Raw genomic sequence first — 17,824 nt, 5'->3', positions numbered from 1 at the left:
CCTGAATAGACTCATGACAACTATCCAACAAAATCTTGATACAGTAAGGCGTCAAATTGCACAGTCAGCACAGCAGTGCAATCGGGATCCACAGCAAATTCAGTTAATTGCAGTCAGTAAAACAAAACCTGTGATGGCGATTCAGGAAGCAATTGACGCAGGCCAGCGCCGATTTGGTGAAAACTATGTGCAGGAAGGCGTAGATAAAATCCAACACTTCGCCGATAGCTCTTTTGCCAGCCAGCTTGAATGGCACTTTATCGGGCCATTGCAATCCAATAAAACCCGCCTGGTTGCAGAGCATTTTGATTGGATGCATACGCTGGACCGAGAAAAAATAGCCCAGCGCTTAAGTGACCAGCGCCCTGCCGGAATGCCGCCGTTGAACGTGCTAATTCAAATTAATATCAGCGATGAGCAAAGTAAATCAGGCATTACCTTAGCCGAATTACCGGTATTAGCGGCACAAATCAGCACGCTGCCTAACATTGTTTTTCGTGGTCTGATGACCATTCCGGCCCCCGAACCGGATCCGGAACGCCAAATTGCAGTATTCCGCCAAATGGAGCAGGCCCTTGATCAGCTTAAAGCTGATTATCCTCAAGTAGATACCCTGTCAATGGGGATGACCGATGATATGGCTGCAGCAATCCGTGCCGGCAGTACTATGGTACGTATTGGAACTGCGATCTTTGGTGCCCGCGACTATTCGTCAGCGACTCATTAACGTTTTAGCTGGTTCAGTCAAGCTACTGTTTAAACATATAAAGTGAGACCTTAATTATGCAGCATCGTAAAATTGCATTTATCGGCGCCGGAAATATGGCAAAAGCGATCATTGCCGGATTAGTCAACGGCGGATACCCGGCCGGACTAATTACTGCCAGCTCTCCGTCGCTCACTAAAGAGTCTGAACTGCATAAGTTATATGGCATTAACTGCACCAATGATAACGTCGAGAGCGCACGTCAGGCCGATGTGGTAGTTTTAGCCGTTAAACCCCAAATGATGGCCGAGGTTTGTACTCCACTTCATCAACAACTCGATCTTAGTGGCAAGCTAATCCTCTCTATTGCCGCCGGAATTAACGTTGAACGCTTTTATCAAATTCTGGGACCGGTCGATATTATTCGCATTATGCCCAATACCCCATCGCTGATTGGCTTCGGTATGAGTGGCCTATACAGCCCGCCAGACGTTTCAGCACAGGATAGAACCTTTGCTGAAGCGCTGATGAAATCCGTTGGTAAAGTCTGCTGGGTCGATAACGAAAGTGGTATAAACGGTGTAATCGCAGCCGCAGGCAGTGCTCCGGCCTATTTCTTTCTGTTTATGGAAGCCATGCAACAAGAAACTGAACGCCTTGGGTTCAGCACTCAAGCCGCACGAGAATTGGTGCAGCAGGCAGCTTTGGGGGCGGCACATCTGGTAGAGGCTAACCCGCAGATTGAAATTAGTACCTTACGTCAGCAGGTAACATCTAAAGGCGGAACAACGGACGAAGCACTGCGTGTCTTTAATGACAACAAACTGTCAGACATCGTGGCATCAGCCATGCAGGCTGCGATAACTCGCGCTACTGAAATGGAAAAATCACTTTAAAATAGGGAGTTGGCAATCAGTTACCGGCTTCATTGCCATTTTTCATTGAATTACTATATGCTAACCCCCAAATTTAGTGAGTTAACCATTTGTCTGTTGTATATACCCACAATAATTCAAGTTTCATCGCTGCTTGCAGCGGCCTTACAAAGGCAAGGCCCATTTATGGGCCGAGTAGTCCCGATGAGCCTACTCAAGTAAGTGATTCGGGTGAGTAAGCTCAGCCAACAAAGATGCAGCTTGAAGTATGACGGGTATATAGGCCTGAGCCAATCAGACAGCTAATAACCAAGGATTGAACATGCAATTTTTATCTTTTGTGATTTTTACCGTGCTCGATCTTTATGTATCGATACTCTTGCTGCGGGTTTGGATGCAGTGGACTCGGGCTGATTTTTATAATCCATTCTCACAGCTTGTCGTCAAGTTAACCCAGCCGGTTATCGGGCCGTTACGCAGAATAATTCCGGCTATCGGGCCGCTTGATACAGCATCAGTATTGCTGGCCTATGTTCTGGTATTGGCGAAATACGTACTGACCATTGTGTTAGCTAATGGCGTATTTGTATTCCTGCCTATGTTTGTGCCATTAGCCCTGTTTGAACTGCTGACCGCTGCAGGAAAACTGGTGTTCTGGGTTATTATTATTCGCGCGATAATGAGCTGGATAAGCCAAGGCCGCAACCCTGTCGATCAGCTATTAATTCAGTTAACTGAACCGTTACTTTCACCTATTCGCCGAGTTTTACCCGCCATGGGTGGCATTGATTTCTCCAGCATGATTGTCATTCTGATTCTGTATGCGCTGGACTATCTGAAAAGCGATCTGATGGCGCTGCTTCTCTAATGAGTGCGGTTGAACAACTCTCCGACGCCATGGTTTTACGCTTATACATTCAGCCTAAAGCCAGTCGGGATCAGATTGTTGGTCTGCACGGAGAAGAGTTAAAAGTGGCCATCACCGCACCGCCGGTAGATGGCCAGGCTAACGCCCACTTGATCAAGTTTCTGGCAAAACAGTTCAAAGTCGCCAAAGGAATGATTGTTATTGAAAAAGGCGAGCTGGGCAGGCATAAGCAAGTAAGAATTAATAATCCACAGCTCATTCCTGCAGCAATAACCACCATTATTCAGCCATAAAATTAGCCAATCTTTCGGCTGCTGGCCTTCTAGTTTATAGCTTGCCCGTCGTCTTCAATAAATCACACTGATAGTCTTGAATATCACCGGTATAGCCTAAATTCAGTGACAAAATATTCAATTTATTGGCTAACAATAGATACATCGGAACATGGGTATTACTGGTATAAGGAACCAGCGCCAAACCATAGCTTCCCATATGATTCTCTGCATCAGGAACTTCTTCAGCTAAGCGCAGGAACAGGCTCATCTGCTGGAACTGATCTTCGGTTAAAGTCCGGGCAATATAGTCATTGCCATTGATACCGTCTTCAACCTTAGACCATTGCTCACTGAACTGGTCTAACTGGGAGTAAAGATGGGCCTTTACGTCAGGTTTAATGCAAGAAATATGAATATGGAGCTGATCCTGACTGCGTCCATAGGAAGAATTAATAGTCAGAGAGACTATATCTCTTGGTAACGGTTCATCGGACTGTTGACCAATGAAGCCACGTTCATCCCAGGCTTTTTGAAAGTAGTCAGTTACCGTTGAATCAAGTAATTCGGGGCTTTCAATACCCTCGATCTTTGTCGTCGGAATCAATAAGAAATGCAATGGACCATGCTGGTCTCTAAATACCACATACCCGCGATCGACATTAGGTTCTAAAACCACGTTAAGACAAGGCGACGACTCAGGCAGTGCTGAGGATTGAGGAACGCATTCTTGGCTAACAATATCCCACAGTTGGTCTGACTGGCTGCGAAACCAGCCCCAAATAATGGCTAAAATAACCAACAGGATGACTAAGGTTCCTATCATCCACTTAAACACCTTTGGGAACTTGTTTTTATTTATCATCAAACACTTTCAAATTAAATATCAATAATCACTCTTTGCAATTATAACAGAGATGTAACAGAACATATCAATCCAACGAATAATGTTTCCGCCAGACAATATGCCGACTTAAAACGTAATAAAATGCCCCTCTTTATCAGAATTACTCATCAGCCTAAAAGCTTTGAGTTATGCTATGCACCATCAGAATTTTATTACTCATCTTTAACTCACTGGTGGACTCCCCTAATGCAAAAACTCGTTCTGGCAACCGGTAACCCCGGTAAAGTTCGTGAGCTGGCAAACTTATTGGCAGACTTTGGTTTTGACGTTATCGCTCAGACCGACCTCGGTGTCGATTCGGCAGATGAAACCGGGCTGACGTTTATTGAAAATGCCATTATCAAGGCCCGCCATGCGGCACAGGTTACCGGATTACCGGCGATTGCCGATGACTCGGGCATTGCCGTTGACGTATTAGGGGGGGCGCCGGGTATCTATTCAGCCCGCTATTCTGGTATTGATGCCAGCGATAAAGACAATCTCGAAAAGCTGCTTGAAACCCTGAAAGATGTACCTGAAGGCCAGCGTCAGGCCCAGTTCCATTGTGTACTGGTCTATATGCGCCATGCAAATGACCCAATCCCGTTAGTTTTTCACGGTAGCTGGCACGGTGAAGTGCTGTTCAGCCCGGCCGGTGAAGGGGGATTTGGGTATGATCCTATATTCTATATTCCGGAACTGGGTTGTACCGCGGCCGAGCTCAGCCGTGAACAAAAGAGCCAAATATCTCACCGCGGGCAAGCGCTGAATATGTTACTGGATGCCTTACGTAATGCTTAATTTGCCACCGCTGAGCCTCTATATTCATATTCCATGGTGCGTACAGAAATGTCCGTATTGCGATTTCAATTCTCACGCCCTGAAAGGCGGGATCCCGGATCTCGAATACGTAGACCACCTGTTATCTGATTTGGATAGCGATGTAGCCCTGACCAGCGGCCGTACCATCAGCACTATCTTTATCGGTGGGGGAACGCCGAGCCTGTTAACCTCTGAGGCGATGCAGCGCCTGCTAGACGGGGTTCGCAGCCGATTAACCCTGGCTAATGATGTAGAAATCACCATGGAGGCTAACCCCGGTACCGTTGAGGCCGAGCGTTTTAGCGCCTATCAGAAGGCCGGGGTTAATCGAATATCGATCGGCGTTCAAAGCTTTAGCCAGAGCAAGCTGGAGCGCTTAGGCAGAATACATGGCCCGCAAGAGGCGAAACGCGCAGCAAAGCTGGCTCAGGATCTGGGCTTGCGCAGCTTTAATCTTGACCTGATGCATGGTTTACCGGACCAGTCGGCTGATGAAGCGCTGGACGATTTACGTCAGGCCATTGAGCTGAATCCTCCACATCTTTCATGGTATCAATTAACCATTGAACCCAACACGCTGTTTGGTTCCCGCCCGCCGGTTTTACCTGATGATGATGCTCTTTGGGATATCTATCTGCGCGGTCATGCATTACTCAGTGAAGCTGGCTACCAACAATATGAAACCTCAGCCTATGCTAAGCCCGGTTATCAGTGTCAGCATAACCTTAACTACTGGCGTTTCGGTGATTATCTGGGTATCGGCTGCGGCGCTCACGGAAAGCTCAGCTTTTCTGACGGGCGTATTCTGCGCACGGTTAAAACCCGCCATCCCCGTGGTTATATGACCGGCAAGTATCTTGATAAGCAACATCTGGTTGAAGCTGACGAACGCCCGTTTGAGTTCTTTATGAATCGTTTTCGGCTGTTAGAGCCGATGCCGCGATCGGACTTCACCCGACTGACCGGACTTGATGAAAGTGTAATCAGAGACAAGATCGATAATGCATTAGAGAATGGCTATCTGGTGGAGACAGAGCACCAATGGCAGCTGACCGAGAAAGGAAAATTATTCCTGAACTCGTTGCTGGAACTGTTTTTGTAGCAGACAAATCAACATAAAGCCTGCCGGATGCGTAAGACTGTCAATTAGGGGCAGTCACTAAGCTGAATATGTTCATTAGCCTAGTTATCCTCGGCCTATCTCCCTCGTCACCCCGTTGAAAAACGGGGTACAGCCTTTAGGCTCTGTATTCGCTGGTTAGATAAAACCTGGATCCCGGCTTTCGCCGGGATGACGATATTGTAGGCTTAGATGGTCTAGAAATGCTTAATTGACAAGCATTACGCCGGGATGCGTAAGACTGTCAATTAGGGGCAGTCACTAAGCTGAATATGTTCATTAGCCTAGCTATCCTCAGCCTATCTCCCTCGTCAACTCGTTGAAAAACGGGATGACGACATCATCAGCTTATTGCGGTAACGCTTTCAGTAATTCAGCGCGCTGTTGTTCAAGTTGAGAAACGCGTCCGCAAGCTTCTTTACCGAACTGGTTAAAGCCCTGCTCCTGCTTTTTCCACTCGTTTTGAATATCCTGCTGTAAGCCACCTAAATTACCTAATAAAGCCTGTAATGGATTATCAGATTTAGCCACATTGCCAACCTGCTTAGCCCCTAACTCATTGATGCTGTCCTGAAGTACGCCACCCAAAGTTTGATTGAGTAAGGTACGCCCGTTGGCTTCAACCTGAGCAATTGCCTGATGATGGAAAGCTAACCCTTCGGCACGAGGCTCCAGCACTTTTTCCATCTCTTTGGTTAGGTCTGAGCTTAAGGTCGTCAGACGCTTACGCACATTGCTTTCACTACCTAATTGTTTAACGATAATGCCATCCAGCGCGTTTTGCGCCACGTTCAAGCGAGAACGAACGCCGTCATTAACATAAGGCAGAGTAGTACGCAGATTCTCCTGATAGCTCACCGCCTGCTGACGTGCCGCAGCCGATAACGTTAGAGCTTTACCATTTCGAGTCACATCACCATTCTTAGCAATCACCAACTCACCGCTGGCACCGGCAACCTTCACCGATTGCGGGCTAATAAAAATATCATCCTGCGGTTTAATATTACAGTCGTAAGCCGCATTCGCCTGCATGGCCACTAGCATAACTAAGGCTGCGCCGGTTTTTCGTAACATAACTCTTCCTCGATAATTGATGTGCTAATCGTATTTCACCAGTGTATAGACACCGTCTTACCTTGAGCGTTCATTTATATATAAACGGGTTTAGGGAAGTGAAGAAACAAAAACGCCTATAAAAATAGGCGTTTATTTCAAATCAAAAAAGACTACTACTGCCATTATTAATCGAAGTAGTTAATATCCATTAATTCGCTGGTTTTAACATTAGTCATGCCTTTGGACTCTAACCATTTGCTGACTATGGCACGATGTTCTTCGGTACATTTACCAATTTTTTGCAGGCAAACAAGGCCATCCCACTGTAAATAACCACCGCCTTCAAAAGAGAGGTCCTGAGCTTCGAACACTTCGTTGATTAAGCTGTCGATTGTTGCATCAACTTTTTCAACTTCGGTTCCTTCAGGAAACTCCCAGCTCACCATAAAACCGATTTCCTGAAACTCATCAAGACGCATCTTTTTACGTAAACGACGACTACGTTGCTGTGCCATTATTCAATCCTCTCAAACATCAAATCCCAAACGCCATGCCCTAAACGTTGACCGCGCAGCTCAAACTTAGTGAGCGGACGAGAATCAGGGCGCGGCACATAAGTACCATCAGCAGACAAATTACGATACGCAGGAATTGCATTCATAACGTCCAACATATGTTCGGCATAGTTCTGCCAGTCGGTGGCCATATGGAAAACGCCACCCACTTTTAATTTCTGTAATACTAACCCGGCAAACTGCGTCTGAAGAAGACGACGCTTATGATGACGAGCTTTGTGCCACGGATCGGGGAAAAATAGTTGCACCATATCCAGTGAAGCATCGGGAATCATTTTCTCCAAAACTTCAACCGCATCGTGACACATTACCCGTAAATTGGCTACGTTAGCCTCATGAGCAGAAGACAAACAGGCGCCAACGCCCGGGCTATGAACTTCAATACCAAGGAAATTCTGCCCCGGATTCGTCTCAGCCATTTTGACCAGAGACATCCCCATACCAAAACCTATCTCTAGCGTTACCGGGGCTTCGCGGCCAAACAAGCCAGATAAATCTAATGGCTCTGGTTGGAACTCTACGCCCATCACCGGCCAAAAATTATCTAACGCAAACTGTTGCCCTTTGGTTAAACGCCCCTGACGGCGGACAAAGCTGCGTATACGGCGCAACGCTCGGCCGTTCTCATCAAATTCAGGAGAAACTACATCATTCATCATAGAGATTCTGTTTTTTTAAATAGGGTATATAACGGGACATAGCCGCACTATTGCTACGTCTATACCCAAGTTACTTCGAGTGCAGGGGTATTGGCTGCATCTTGAAGGACGACGGGTATAATCCAAATTCAGTCGGCTATAATACCTTATATTGCGCCGGTTCTTAAATAATCCTACTGACAATCGATGCTGAAATTAAAGATTCAGTACTTCCATAGCAGAAAGATAACCGATAAAAAGGCAAGTTACAGTTTACTCTGTTGCTTGTCTGTGCTGGAATCACGCCATAATTTTTATCATGCTGGAAATATCACACTTTATGATGCAAGCGCAGCCATTTGCACAGGCCGTCCTGAATTGGTATCAACAATTCGGCCGAAAAACACTCCCCTGGCAAATAGAAAAAACGCCTTATCATGTATGGCTGTCTGAGGTTATGTTGCAACAAACCCAGGTGGCAACGGTGATCCCCTATTTCCAGCGCTTTATAGAGAAATTCCCCACCATCTCGGATCTGGCCGCGGCACCGACTGATGAAGTCCTTCATCTATGGACCGGCCTTGGCTACTACGCCAGAGCCCGTAATCTGCATAAAGCGGCTAAAAAAGTCGCCGATAGCCATCAGGGAATATTTCCTACCGACTTTGAAACCGTCAACGCGCTGCCGGGTATTGGCCGGTCTACCGCCGGTGCGGTGCTGTCTTTATCGCAAAACCAACACTACCCGATTCTCGACGGTAACGTTAAGCGGGTTCTCGCCCGCTGTTATGCTATTGAAGGTTGGCCGGGCAAAAAAGATGTCGAGAATCGGCTATGGGAAATCAGCACCGAAGTAACCCCGGCGAAAGGCGTTGCCCAGTTTAATCAGGCCATGATGGATCTCGGCGCTCTGGTCTGCACCCGCTCCCGACCAAAATGCGAACTTTGCCCGCTTAACATGGGGTGTATTGCCTATGCCAATCAGAGTTGGGCCAGTTACCCCGGTAAAAAACCAAAACAGCAGATACCAGTAAGAAACGCATGGTTCCTGTTACTTAAGAACAATGATAAAGTCTGGCTGGAACAACGACCGGACGCTGGACTTTGGGGTGGTCTTTATTGCTTCCCGCAGTTTAGCGATATTGAGTCAATGGAACTCTGGCTGGAAGCGCGCGGTATGTCTGCCCGCAACCTAGAACAACAAATCGCGTTTCGCCACACATTTAGTCATTTCCATCTGGACATAGTCCCGATGTTACTCGACCCGCTGCCCGCAACGAGCTGCATGGACGAAGGCCCCGGCCTTTGGTATAACCTGAGTCAGCCACAGTCAGTCGGGTTAGCGACGCCGGTCGAACGATTATTACATCAGCTTAAATAGCAATACGAGGATTGAGCATGAGCAGAACGATTTTCTGTACTTACCTGCAAAAAGAGTCCGAAGGACAAGACTTCCAGCTTTATCCCGGTGAAATTGGTAAACGTATTTTTAATGAGATTTCAAAAGAAGCCTGGGCCTTGTGGATGGCAAAACAGACCATGCTTATCAATGAAAAGAAATTAAATATGATGGATACTGAGCACAGAAAACTGCTTGAACAAGAAATGGTGAATTTCCTGTTTGAAGGAAAAGAAGTTCACATTGAAGGCTATACGCCGCCTAGCCAATAATCTCTATACTCTGAATAGTTGAAGCTGCATCAAGGCAATAGGCCAGTGCAGCTTCAAATACCACGGATATACATTTATACAGTGTGCCATCATCACTATGACAGTTAACTTAAAAAAAATCTGTGCGATATTGCTGATAACCCCGCTATTGTTCTCATGCGGTGGCGGTAAAAAACAGCAGGATGACAGCGATCTCTATGTTAAAGACACCAATGCTTTTGACATTCTTATGGGGCAATTTGCCCATAATGTAGAAAACATTTGGGGCATAAAAGAAGTCTTAATCGCCGGTCCAAAAGACTACGTTAAATACAGTGATCTGTACCGCACTCGTAGCCACATTAACTTTGACGCTGGTACGATTACCATTGAGACGTTAGCGCCGGAAAATCCGCAGGCTAGCCTGCGTCAAGCCATCATCAATACCTTACTGATGGGCGAAGATCCGCAAACTACCGATCTCTACTCTGATGCCAACGATATTCATATCAGTAAAGAACCCTTTCTTTACGGGCAGGTCATGGATCAGGATGGAAATCCTATCCGCTGGGAGTGGCGCGCCAGCCACTTCGCTGACTACCTGCTACAAAATAAACTGAGAAAGCGCACTTCAGGCCTGAAGGTTATCTGGTCGGTTGAAATACCGTTAGTACCAAACCACCTGGATAAACGGGCTCATAAATATCTGCCTTTGGTTCGTAAGGCGGCACTAAAATATAAAGTCGAAGAGTCACTGATTCTGGCAATTATGCAAACGGAGTCCAGCTTCAACCCTTATGCCGTCAGTCGTTCAGATGCCATGGGTCTGATGCAGGTAATGCAGCATACTGCCGGTAAAGACGTATTCAAATCTCAGGGTAAATCCGGTGTTCCAAGCCGTAATTATCTGTTTGATCCGGCAAGTAATATCGATACAGGTACCGCTTACCTTGCCATACTGCAAAATACTTATTTGGGCAGTATCAGCAACCCGACATCTCGTCGCTATGCGGTTATTACTGCATATAACGGTGGTGCAGGCAGCGTGTTGAAGGTATTCTCCAGCGATAGAACCAAAGCGCCGGATGTGATTAACCGGATGTCACCGGGCGATGTTTATGAGACTCTGACGACCAAACACCCGTCGGGCGAATCACGTAACTACCTCAAAAAGGTAAATAACGCCCAGAAGAGTTATCGTCGATAGCGGCGGCAGCACTAAAACCACCCAGCAGAGGGCGTTTTACGCCCTCTGACAAGCACTGAGTTTGACTTAAAAGGATATGACCTATGGCTGGAATCAGCTTACCCCAGATTATTACTGTTGCCGCGGTGGTTGCTATCGCGTTCTATTTTCACAAAAGTAAACAACGCAAACGAGATGCGGAAGCGCAGGCCAAGCAACAGCTGATTGACGACCAAAAAAAGAATCAAACCCCACCCGAATAAACCATTTCGGCTATAGCAGATTGATAACCTCATGATGCCGTTAATTAAATTAATTACACGGCATTAAATTAACCAATCAACGTTTATTTAGCAATAAAACTCAAGCTGAATCATGTCAGCTTACTAATTTAGCCGATAATTAAACATTCTATTTTTCTTGGTCATAAATCGATTGATTTAAATATAATTTGGAATGTTTTATCATTAATAAAACTTAATGGCGTGACCACCGTGGGCTTGGTTACAGTGACCCTTAAAATAAAAATTAACTTAACCTCTTAATTTCAATAGCGGAATTTAGATATAAATCACAAATTTGAAAATTTAATAAAATTATTTATTTATGACAACCATCACAATTCATCTATTGACTTTACTTTAAATAAAAAATTTTCATTTAAATTCTGTGATGTCAATTCACATTTATCCATTATTAAAAAAAACCGAGAAGCAGATCATAAAATAGGGATCTACTTTCGGTATATTGCTAATAAATAGTAACCCCCATATTCTCCACTTCAATCTAATCACCGGATTAAATCTAATTAATCAGGTTGGTCATTATCAAAAATTAATTACGGTTAATGTGCACTCAAAGGCATAAATAAACATCAATAAATCATGACTTGTTAATAAATTTCTTTATTTATCGCCATTTAATAAAAAGGCTTAAACATGACAACTCTCATAGACTTTTTCACCCCGGATGCCTTCTCTATCCATCAGTCGGCCTCAGACTGGCAGCACGCAATTGACCTGACAACTGAGAGCATGATTAGAAACCAACATGTAGAACCGCGCTATTCACAAGCAATTAAAGATTCAACTAATAGCACCGGGCCTTACTACATTCTGGCACCCGGCATTGCAATGCCTCATGCCCGGCCCGAAGAGGGCGTTAAACAAACGGCCTTATCCATGACAATCATCAGAGACGGTGTCGACTTTGGCCATGATAACGAACCGGTTTACTTACTGATTGGATTGGCTGCAAAAGATGCTGACTCGCATATCTATGCCATTCAGGCGTTAAGCGAAATGCTGTGCGAAGAAACCTGTATCGACCAATTAATCAATGCGACGTCGGTCAGTGAATTACAAGAAATCGTTAAACGTTATTAAAACCAGAAGTTATTCATACCCTGAATAATTCAAGCCATAGACGGCGTGACGGGTATATCTATTCAGAGAAACAGGACAATAATTATGGCATCGCTATCAATAAGAGCTAAGGTCCAGTCATTCGGCGGTTTTCTCACCGCTATGGTTATCCCCAATATCGGAGCCTTTATCGCATGGGGATTTATTACCGCACTATTTATCCCAACCGGCTGGATGCCCAGCGAACACTTCGGAGCCTTAGTCGGCCCGATGATTACCTATCTGCTACCGTTAATGATCGGTTATACCGGCGGTAGCCTGATCGGGGGCAAACGCGGTGGCGTTATGGGCGGAATCGGTACCATCGGCGTGATTGTTGGGGCTGATATTCCAATGTTTATCGGCGCAATGGTCATGGGGCCGTTAGGCGGATGGGTGATTAAAACTATCGACCGCCGACTGGAACAGCGCATTCCTGCCGGTTTTGAAATGGTGATCAATAACTTTTCATTAGGTATCGCCGGTATGCTGCTGTGCCTGCTGGCTTATGAAATTATTGGCCCAATGGTGCTTGAAGCCAACAAAGTAGTGAAATCAGGGATTGAGGCCTTAGTTGCCACCGGCTTCCTGCCCCTGCTATCTATCATCAATGAACCTGCCAAGGTGTTATTCCTGAACAATGCTATCGACCAGGGAATCTATTATCCCTTGGGCATGCAGGAAGCAGCGCAAACCGGCAAATCTATTTACTTTATGGTGGCTTCTAACCCCGGCCCCGGCCTCGGCATGCTGATGGCATTCGCCATCTTTGGTAAAGGAATGAGTAAACGCTCAGCTCCGGGTGCGATGATTATCCACTTCCTCGGAGGGATTCATGAGCTGTATTTCCCTTATGTCCTGATGAAGCCACTGATGATTATCGCCATGATTGCAGGTGGAATGACCGGCACATTTGTCTTCTCATTACTGGATGCAGGCCTGGTTGCAGGCCCGAGCCCTGGCTCTATCTTCTCTTATCTGGCATTAACACCACGCGGAGGCTATCTGGCAACTTGTGCAGGCGTCGCGGCAGGGGCTGTGATGTCCTTTGTTATTGCCAGCATCATTCTAAAGCTGGAACCATCGTCAGAAGAAGATCGTTTTGCCGACTCTCAGGACAACGTTAAGCAGATGAAATCAGAAGGCAGTAACAAAGCAAACATTCGCTTTATTGCTTTTGCCTGTGATGCAGGAATGGGCTCCAGCGCCATGGGAGCAACCACCTTCCGCAAGCGTCTGGCTCAGGCCGGGCTTGAAATAGAAGTTAAACACTTTGCTCTGGAAAATATTCCTGACCATGCTGACCTTATCGTCACCCACTTAAATCTTGAAGAACGGGCCCGTTCCGCAACAGATAAGCCTTTAGTTTTAATAAAGAATTATCTTGGTGATAAAAACTTGGATGTGTTGTTAGAACAGCTTATCAGCAGTCAAAAAACGGCGAAAGAATAATATTTAATTGAGACAGAGAGCCATACGATGAAAACTAAAGTTGCGGCCATTTACGGCAAAAAAGATGTACGGATCCGCGAATTTGAACTGCCGCCGATTACCGATGATGAACTACTGGTTAAAGTGATCTCTGACAGCGTCTGCTTATCTACCTACAAAGCTGCGCTGTTAGGGAGTGAGCACAAACGTGTACCTGATGATATTGCTGAACACCCGCCGATTACCGGCCATGAGTGCGCAGGCATCATCGTTGAAGTCGGTAAAAACTTACACCGGCGCTTTACCGCAGGTGATAAATTTGTCTTACAGCCGGCCATGAACCTGCCGACCGGCTATTCCGCAGGCTATAGCTATGAATTTTTTGGTGGCAACGCTACCTATATGATTATTCCTAAGCAGGCGGTTGATCTGGGCTGTGTTCTGCCCTACAACAGCAGCTATTTTGCTAACGCCTCGCTGGCTGAACCCATGTGCTGCATCATCGGCGCTTATCATGCCAGCTATCACACCACGGCCTATGTTTATGAACACCGAATGGGGATCAAACCCGGTGGTAATTTAGCGCTGCTGGCCTGCGCGGGTCCTATGGGATTAGGCGCTATTGATTACGCCATTAACGGCGATATTAAACCGGCCAAGATTGTGGTTACCGATATTGATGAAGATCGCCTGAATCGGGCCCGTCAGCTATTACCAGAATCAATGGCGAAAGAAAAAGGCATCGAGCTGCAATATGTTAACGTCAGCCAGCTTAGCGACCCTGTTACTACGCTGAGAGGCTATACTGACGGCCATGGCTATGATGACGTTTTTGTTTTTGCCGCTATCGAGCAAGTTATTGAAATGGGTGATGACCTGTTAGCCGAAGACGGATGCCTGAACTTTTTTGCCGGCCCGACGGATAAGCAGTTCAAAGTTCCGTTTAACTTCTACCACGTGCACTATTCCGCGACCCATATCGTCGGAACCTCAGGCGGCTCAACGGGCGATATGATTGAAGCGCTTGAAATGTCAGAGAAAGGCCTGATTCAGCCGTCCTTTATGGTAACCCATATTGGCGGGCTGGATGCGGTACCTGATACCGTAGTGAATCTGCCGGATATTCCCGGCGGGAAAAAGCTGATCTACAACCATATCACCATGCCATTAACCGCCATCAGCGACTTTGCCCGTTTAGGCGAGACCGATCCATTCTATGCAGAACTGGCAAAAATCTTAGCTGAAAGCCATAACGTTTGGAGCGAAAAAGCTGAACGTTGGTTATTAGCGTACTTTAATGTCAGTATTGACTATTAATCGCTGACCAGTGGTTAAATAATCGAGAAATTAAGGGTGTTTGGCCAGACGGTTAACGGCTTCTCTGGCCAGCACTTTTGATTACCCGTAGGCAGGGAACCTGTAATATAATTCGTTCACTCTACAATTGATAAGGTTTGATAGATAAGGATGGTTGAACTTACAGAAGATGAAATCATTGAACAGCTTGAGCAGATTACCAACCTGCCTGAGTTTATTCAGAGATCGAATGATTTCCTCTTTATTGGGCTTAGAAACTTTCTTCCCTATCTTTTTATCAATGACGATCCTGATATTCAGGAATATGCCGTTAAGCCGCTATTAGCCAAGGCTGGCCCGCTGGATGATATTCATATTTCTCTGCGCTTAGTGTATGCCTTAGGCAAAGTACGCAAAGAGTTATATGCCGATATCTTCAGCCTGACCCAGTTTAATGAATATCTGGCGAATGAAGTTCAGGCTGCCGATTTTAGTAGTGATATTGTTTATACCTTGTTGAGCAACTTAAATGCTGCAACGGAGAATTCACAGCTTATTGATGCCATCACTAAGATGAAGTTCTCTGACTTCACTATTTATAGCAAACAACGTTATAGCAATTTGGTAAAAACAGCGCTGATACTTTCAGTCATGGCGATCTTGAAGGAGCTTGTCGATGAATGTGGAATTAAGAGTTAACGGATTTAGCTATATCGCCTCATTTCCCGATCGGGATATTAAAGATATCCATCTTCCCCTGCTGCACCGGCTCACCCAATTATTTAAACAAAAGCAGCGTGAACATCAGCAACGCTTAGTGGTTTTCTTAGCCGCACCGCCGGGAATTGGTAAATCAACGCTAACCGAATTCTGGCAAATACTCGCTAAGCAGGATACCGAACTGCAAGACTTTCAGGGCCTGCCGATGGACGGTTTTCACCATTACAACAGCTATCTGGATGAGCACCACCTGCGCGGTCGTAAAGGCGCGCCGGATACCTATAACTTAGAGTTACTCAAAGAGTATCTGGCTGAACTGCAAAAACCACAGGCAACATGGCCAGCCTATGACCGTAATCTGCACGATCCGGTACAAGATGCCATTGAAGTCACCGCACCGATTGTGGTCATTGAAGGAAACTGGCTCTTGCTGCAGGAAGCCGGCTGGCAGGATTTGATTAACCGCTGTGATTACAGCATTTTTATTGCCGGTGATATTAATAATCTGAAGCAACGTCTGGTTAGCCGAAAAATGAAAGGCGGACTAAGCAAAGAAGATGCTGAGCGTTTCTTTGAGAAATCAGACGGCCCTAATGTGATGCGGGTACTTGAGCGCAGTCATCAGGCTGACCTGATGCTGATGATGCAGGAAGATGGATCGTATCTTATTCACCAGCCACGGGCATGAATTCGAAGTGAAGATCCGTTATCGATTTTCCGGTTCGTGATTTGGCCATTACTACTATCTGAGGAAGCTAAGCGTGTTAAAGGTGATTGCAGAAGATTTTATCAAGGCTGATGCTGTACACATTGTCCTTCCTTTCTACCGTGAACTTGTGGCAGCAACTAAGCGAGAACCGCTTTGTATTGCCTACGATCTATTTGTCGATCAAAACGATCCCGGCCATTTTATTTTTATCGAGGAGTGGCCCGATCGGGCAGCATTAGCGGCTCACTGTGCCACTGAACATTTCACACGCCTTGTACCGATGATTGATCAACACAAACGAAAAGACGCCGTTTATACGCTGATGGACAATGCGTTAGCTAAAACCACAAATAGTATATAAACCTGCGACCTACGGCTGAAAAGGCCGTAGGTCGGTTGATAAGCTAAATATTCTTAGTACCTAATCAATATTTAAACCCGTTCCACCACTATCGCGATTCCTTGCCCGCCGCCGATACACAGCGTTGCCAGCCCTAATGATTTATCATTGGTGTGTAACGCATGAACCAGCGTGACCAAAATCCGCGCACCGCTGGCACCGATTGGATGACCAAGGGCTATAGCGCCACCGTTGACGTTGACTTTTTCCGGGTTAAAGCCAAGATCCCGGCCCACGGCCAAAAACTGGGCAGCAAAGGCTTCATTGGCTTCAATCAGATCGATATCGCCCAGCGCCAGACCTGCCATTTTGAGCGCCTTCTGAGTCGAAGGAACCGGACCCAGCCCCATAACGTCTGCCGCAACCCCGGCAGAGGCCCAACCGCGAATGCGCGCTAAAGGCTGAATACCTCTGGCAAGGGCTTCATCTTCACGCATCAAGACCAGCGTTGCCGCGGCATCATTAATACCGGAAGCATTACCGGCAGTTACCGTGCCATCGGGTAAGAATGCTGGGCGTAAGCCGGCCAGCGATTCCATGGTAGTATCACCGCGCGGATACTCATCCTGATTGAATATCAGGCTGCCTTTACGGCTTTTGATTTCAATCGGCGTAATCTCATTGGCAAAACGGCCATTCTGTATAGCGGCTACCGCTTTTTGTTGTGATGCCATCGCTACGGCATCCTGCTCTTCCCGCGTTAAACCATAACGGCGGGCAATATTTTCCGCCGTGATTCCCATATGATAATCATTGAACGCACACCATAGGCCGTCTTTAATCATCGAATCAACCAAAGTGCCATTGCCCATACGGTAGCCCTGACGGGCCTTATCTAACAGATAAGGGGCGGCACTCATATTTTCCATGCCGCCGGTAACATAAACCGAACCGGAGCCGGATAAAATAGCCTGAGCGCCTAACACCACCGTTTTAAGACCGGAACCACAAACCTTATTCACGGTAAACGCAGGGACTTCAATCGATAACCCAGCGTGAATAGAGGCCTGACGGGCCGGATTTTGACCGTTGCCCGCCTGCAAAACATTACCCAGAATAACTTCGTCTACCGCCAAGTCTGAAGGCAGAGAGCTTAAACAATCTGCAATCGTTTTAGCCCCCAGCTCAACGGCCGGAACCGAGGCCAGAGAACCGGCAAACTTACCAATTGCCGTTCTTTTTGCTCGTACAATCACCACGGAATGATTCAT

Annotated in this window: 21 protein-coding genes; 16 read left to right on the top strand and 5 right to left on the bottom strand. The window is 46.4% G+C overall.

Features of this window, described 5'->3' with window-relative positions; translation table 11 throughout:
* Positions 1–13 precede the first annotated feature (13 nt).
* From YWE_RS0121135 to yggU, 4 genes are all read left to right on the top strand, one after another.
* The gene (locus YWE_RS0121135) at positions 14–727 is read left to right on the top strand and encodes a YggS family pyridoxal phosphate-dependent enzyme (RefSeq protein ID WP_029096247.1); all 714 of its coding nucleotides are present in this window, start codon (positions 14–16) and stop codon (positions 725–727) included.
* Between the two features lie 56 nt (positions 728–783).
* Complete coding sequence (proC, locus tag YWE_RS0121130; RefSeq protein WP_029096246.1) at positions 784–1,602, top strand: pyrroline-5-carboxylate reductase; 819 nt, start codon at positions 784–786, stop codon at positions 1,600–1,602.
* 301 nt (positions 1,603–1,903) lie between these two features.
* The gene (locus YWE_RS0121125; protein WP_029096245.1) at positions 1,904–2,449 is read left to right on the top strand and encodes a YggT family protein; all 546 of its coding nucleotides are present in this window, start codon (positions 1,904–1,906) and stop codon (positions 2,447–2,449) included.
* Positions 2,449–2,742: a DUF167 family protein YggU gene (gene yggU, locus YWE_RS0121120; RefSeq protein ID WP_029096244.1), complete on the top strand. Its 294-nt coding sequence runs from the start codon at positions 2,449–2,451 to the stop codon at positions 2,740–2,742. Before YWE_RS0121125 ends, yggU begins: the two co-directional genes overlap by 1 nt.
* A 34-nt stretch (positions 2,743–2,776) precedes the next feature.
* On the opposite strand, the gene YWE_RS0121115 is transcribed toward yggU, so the two are convergent.
* Complete coding sequence (locus YWE_RS0121115; protein ID WP_036016808.1) at positions 2,777–3,547, bottom strand: CDP-diacylglycerol diphosphatase; 771 nt, start codon at positions 3,545–3,547, stop codon at positions 2,777–2,779.
* Between the two features lie 267 nt (positions 3,548–3,814).
* Between YWE_RS0121115 and rdgB the strand changes: the two genes are divergently transcribed.
* Both rdgB and hemW read left to right on the top strand, forming a co-directional pair.
* Positions 3,815–4,408, top strand: a complete 594-nt coding sequence (rdgB, locus tag YWE_RS0121110; protein WP_029096242.1) for an RdgB/HAM1 family non-canonical purine NTP pyrophosphatase — start codon at positions 3,815–3,817, stop codon at positions 4,406–4,408.
* Positions 4,401–5,531 carry a radical SAM family heme chaperone HemW gene (gene hemW / locus YWE_RS0121105; RefSeq protein ID WP_029096241.1) on the top strand — a complete coding sequence of 377 codons (1,131 nt, stop codon included), beginning with the start codon at positions 4,401–4,403 and terminating at the stop codon, positions 5,529–5,531. The genes rdgB and hemW overlap by 8 nt, the downstream gene beginning before the upstream one ends.
* A 366-nt stretch (positions 5,532–5,897) precedes the next feature.
* On the opposite strand, the gene YWE_RS0121100 is transcribed toward hemW, so the two are convergent.
* The 3 genes from YWE_RS0121100 to trmB form a co-directional block, all read right to left on the bottom strand.
* Positions 5,898–6,623, bottom strand: coding sequence for a DUF2884 family protein (locus YWE_RS0121100; RefSeq protein WP_036016805.1), 726 nt, complete (start codon positions 6,621–6,623; stop codon positions 5,898–5,900).
* Between the two features lie 167 nt (positions 6,624–6,790).
* A complete protein-coding gene (locus YWE_RS0121095; protein ID WP_029096239.1) occupies positions 6,791–7,120 on the bottom strand; it encodes a YggL 50S ribosome-binding family protein in 330 nt (109 codons plus the stop codon).
* Complete coding sequence (gene trmB / locus YWE_RS0121090; RefSeq protein ID WP_029096238.1) at positions 7,120–7,839, bottom strand: tRNA (guanosine(46)-N7)-methyltransferase TrmB; 720 nt, start codon at positions 7,837–7,839, stop codon at positions 7,120–7,122. The genes YWE_RS0121095 and trmB overlap by 1 nt, the downstream gene beginning before the upstream one ends.
* Before the next feature lie 319 nt (positions 7,840–8,158).
* Between trmB and mutY the strand changes: the two genes are divergently transcribed.
* The 10 genes from mutY (at position 8,159) to YWE_RS0121040 (ending at position 16,574) form a co-directional block, all read left to right on the top strand.
* The gene (mutY, locus tag YWE_RS0121085; protein ID WP_051323502.1) at positions 8,159–9,199 is read left to right on the top strand and encodes an A/G-specific adenine glycosylase; all 1,041 of its coding nucleotides are present in this window, start codon (positions 8,159–8,161) and stop codon (positions 9,197–9,199) included.
* A 17-nt stretch (positions 9,200–9,216) separates the two neighbouring features.
* Positions 9,217–9,489 carry an oxidative damage protection protein gene (locus YWE_RS0121080; protein ID WP_029096236.1) on the top strand — a complete coding sequence of 91 codons (273 nt, stop codon included), beginning with the start codon at positions 9,217–9,219 and terminating at the stop codon, positions 9,487–9,489.
* Between the two features lie 97 nt (positions 9,490–9,586).
* Positions 9,587–10,675, top strand: coding sequence for a membrane-bound lytic murein transglycosylase MltC (gene mltC, locus YWE_RS0121075; RefSeq protein ID WP_029096235.1), 1,089 nt, complete (start codon positions 9,587–9,589; stop codon positions 10,673–10,675).
* An 83-nt stretch (positions 10,676–10,758) separates the two neighbouring features.
* A complete protein-coding gene (locus YWE_RS30755; RefSeq protein ID WP_154661450.1) occupies positions 10,759–10,917 on the top strand; it encodes a hypothetical protein in 159 nt (52 codons plus the stop codon).
* Between the two features lie 675 nt (positions 10,918–11,592).
* Complete coding sequence (locus tag YWE_RS0121065; protein ID WP_029096234.1) at positions 11,593–12,039, top strand: PTS sugar transporter subunit IIA; 447 nt, start codon at positions 11,593–11,595, stop codon at positions 12,037–12,039.
* An 84-nt stretch (positions 12,040–12,123) separates the two neighbouring features.
* Positions 12,124–13,509 carry a PTS mannitol transporter subunit IIBC gene (locus YWE_RS0121060; RefSeq protein ID WP_029096233.1) on the top strand — a complete coding sequence of 462 codons (1,386 nt, stop codon included), beginning with the start codon at positions 12,124–12,126 and terminating at the stop codon, positions 13,507–13,509.
* 27 nt (positions 13,510–13,536) lie between these two features.
* On the top strand, positions 13,537–14,805 hold the full coding sequence (locus YWE_RS0121055; RefSeq protein WP_029096232.1) for a zinc-binding dehydrogenase: 1,269 nt from the start codon (positions 13,537–13,539) through the stop codon (positions 14,803–14,805).
* A gap of 150 nt (positions 14,806–14,955) precedes the next feature.
* A complete protein-coding gene (locus YWE_RS0121050) occupies positions 14,956–15,483 on the top strand; it encodes an MltR family transcriptional regulator (protein WP_029096231.1) in 528 nt (175 codons plus the stop codon).
* Entirely contained in the window at positions 15,461–16,192 is a 732-nt protein-coding gene (locus YWE_RS0121045) for a nucleoside/nucleotide kinase family protein (RefSeq protein ID WP_029096230.1), read from the top strand. The genes YWE_RS0121050 and YWE_RS0121045 overlap by 23 nt, the downstream gene beginning before the upstream one ends.
* Before the next feature lie 73 nt (positions 16,193–16,265).
* The gene (locus YWE_RS0121040) at positions 16,266–16,574 is read left to right on the top strand and encodes a putative quinol monooxygenase (RefSeq protein ID WP_029096229.1); all 309 of its coding nucleotides are present in this window, start codon (positions 16,266–16,268) and stop codon (positions 16,572–16,574) included.
* A gap of 71 nt (positions 16,575–16,645) precedes the next feature.
* Here the strand turns inward: YWE_RS0121040 and YWE_RS0121035 are convergent, their stop codons facing one another.
* Entirely contained in the window at positions 16,646–17,824 is a 1,179-nt protein-coding gene (locus YWE_RS0121035) for an acetyl-CoA C-acetyltransferase (RefSeq protein WP_029096228.1), read from the bottom strand.

The organism is Budvicia aquatica DSM 5075 = ATCC 35567, assembly GCF_000427805.1.
In the GTDB taxonomy this organism is placed as follows: domain Bacteria; phylum Pseudomonadota; class Gammaproteobacteria; order Enterobacterales; family Enterobacteriaceae; genus Budvicia; species Budvicia aquatica.
This window is presented reverse-complemented; position numbering and strand designations above follow the sequence as displayed.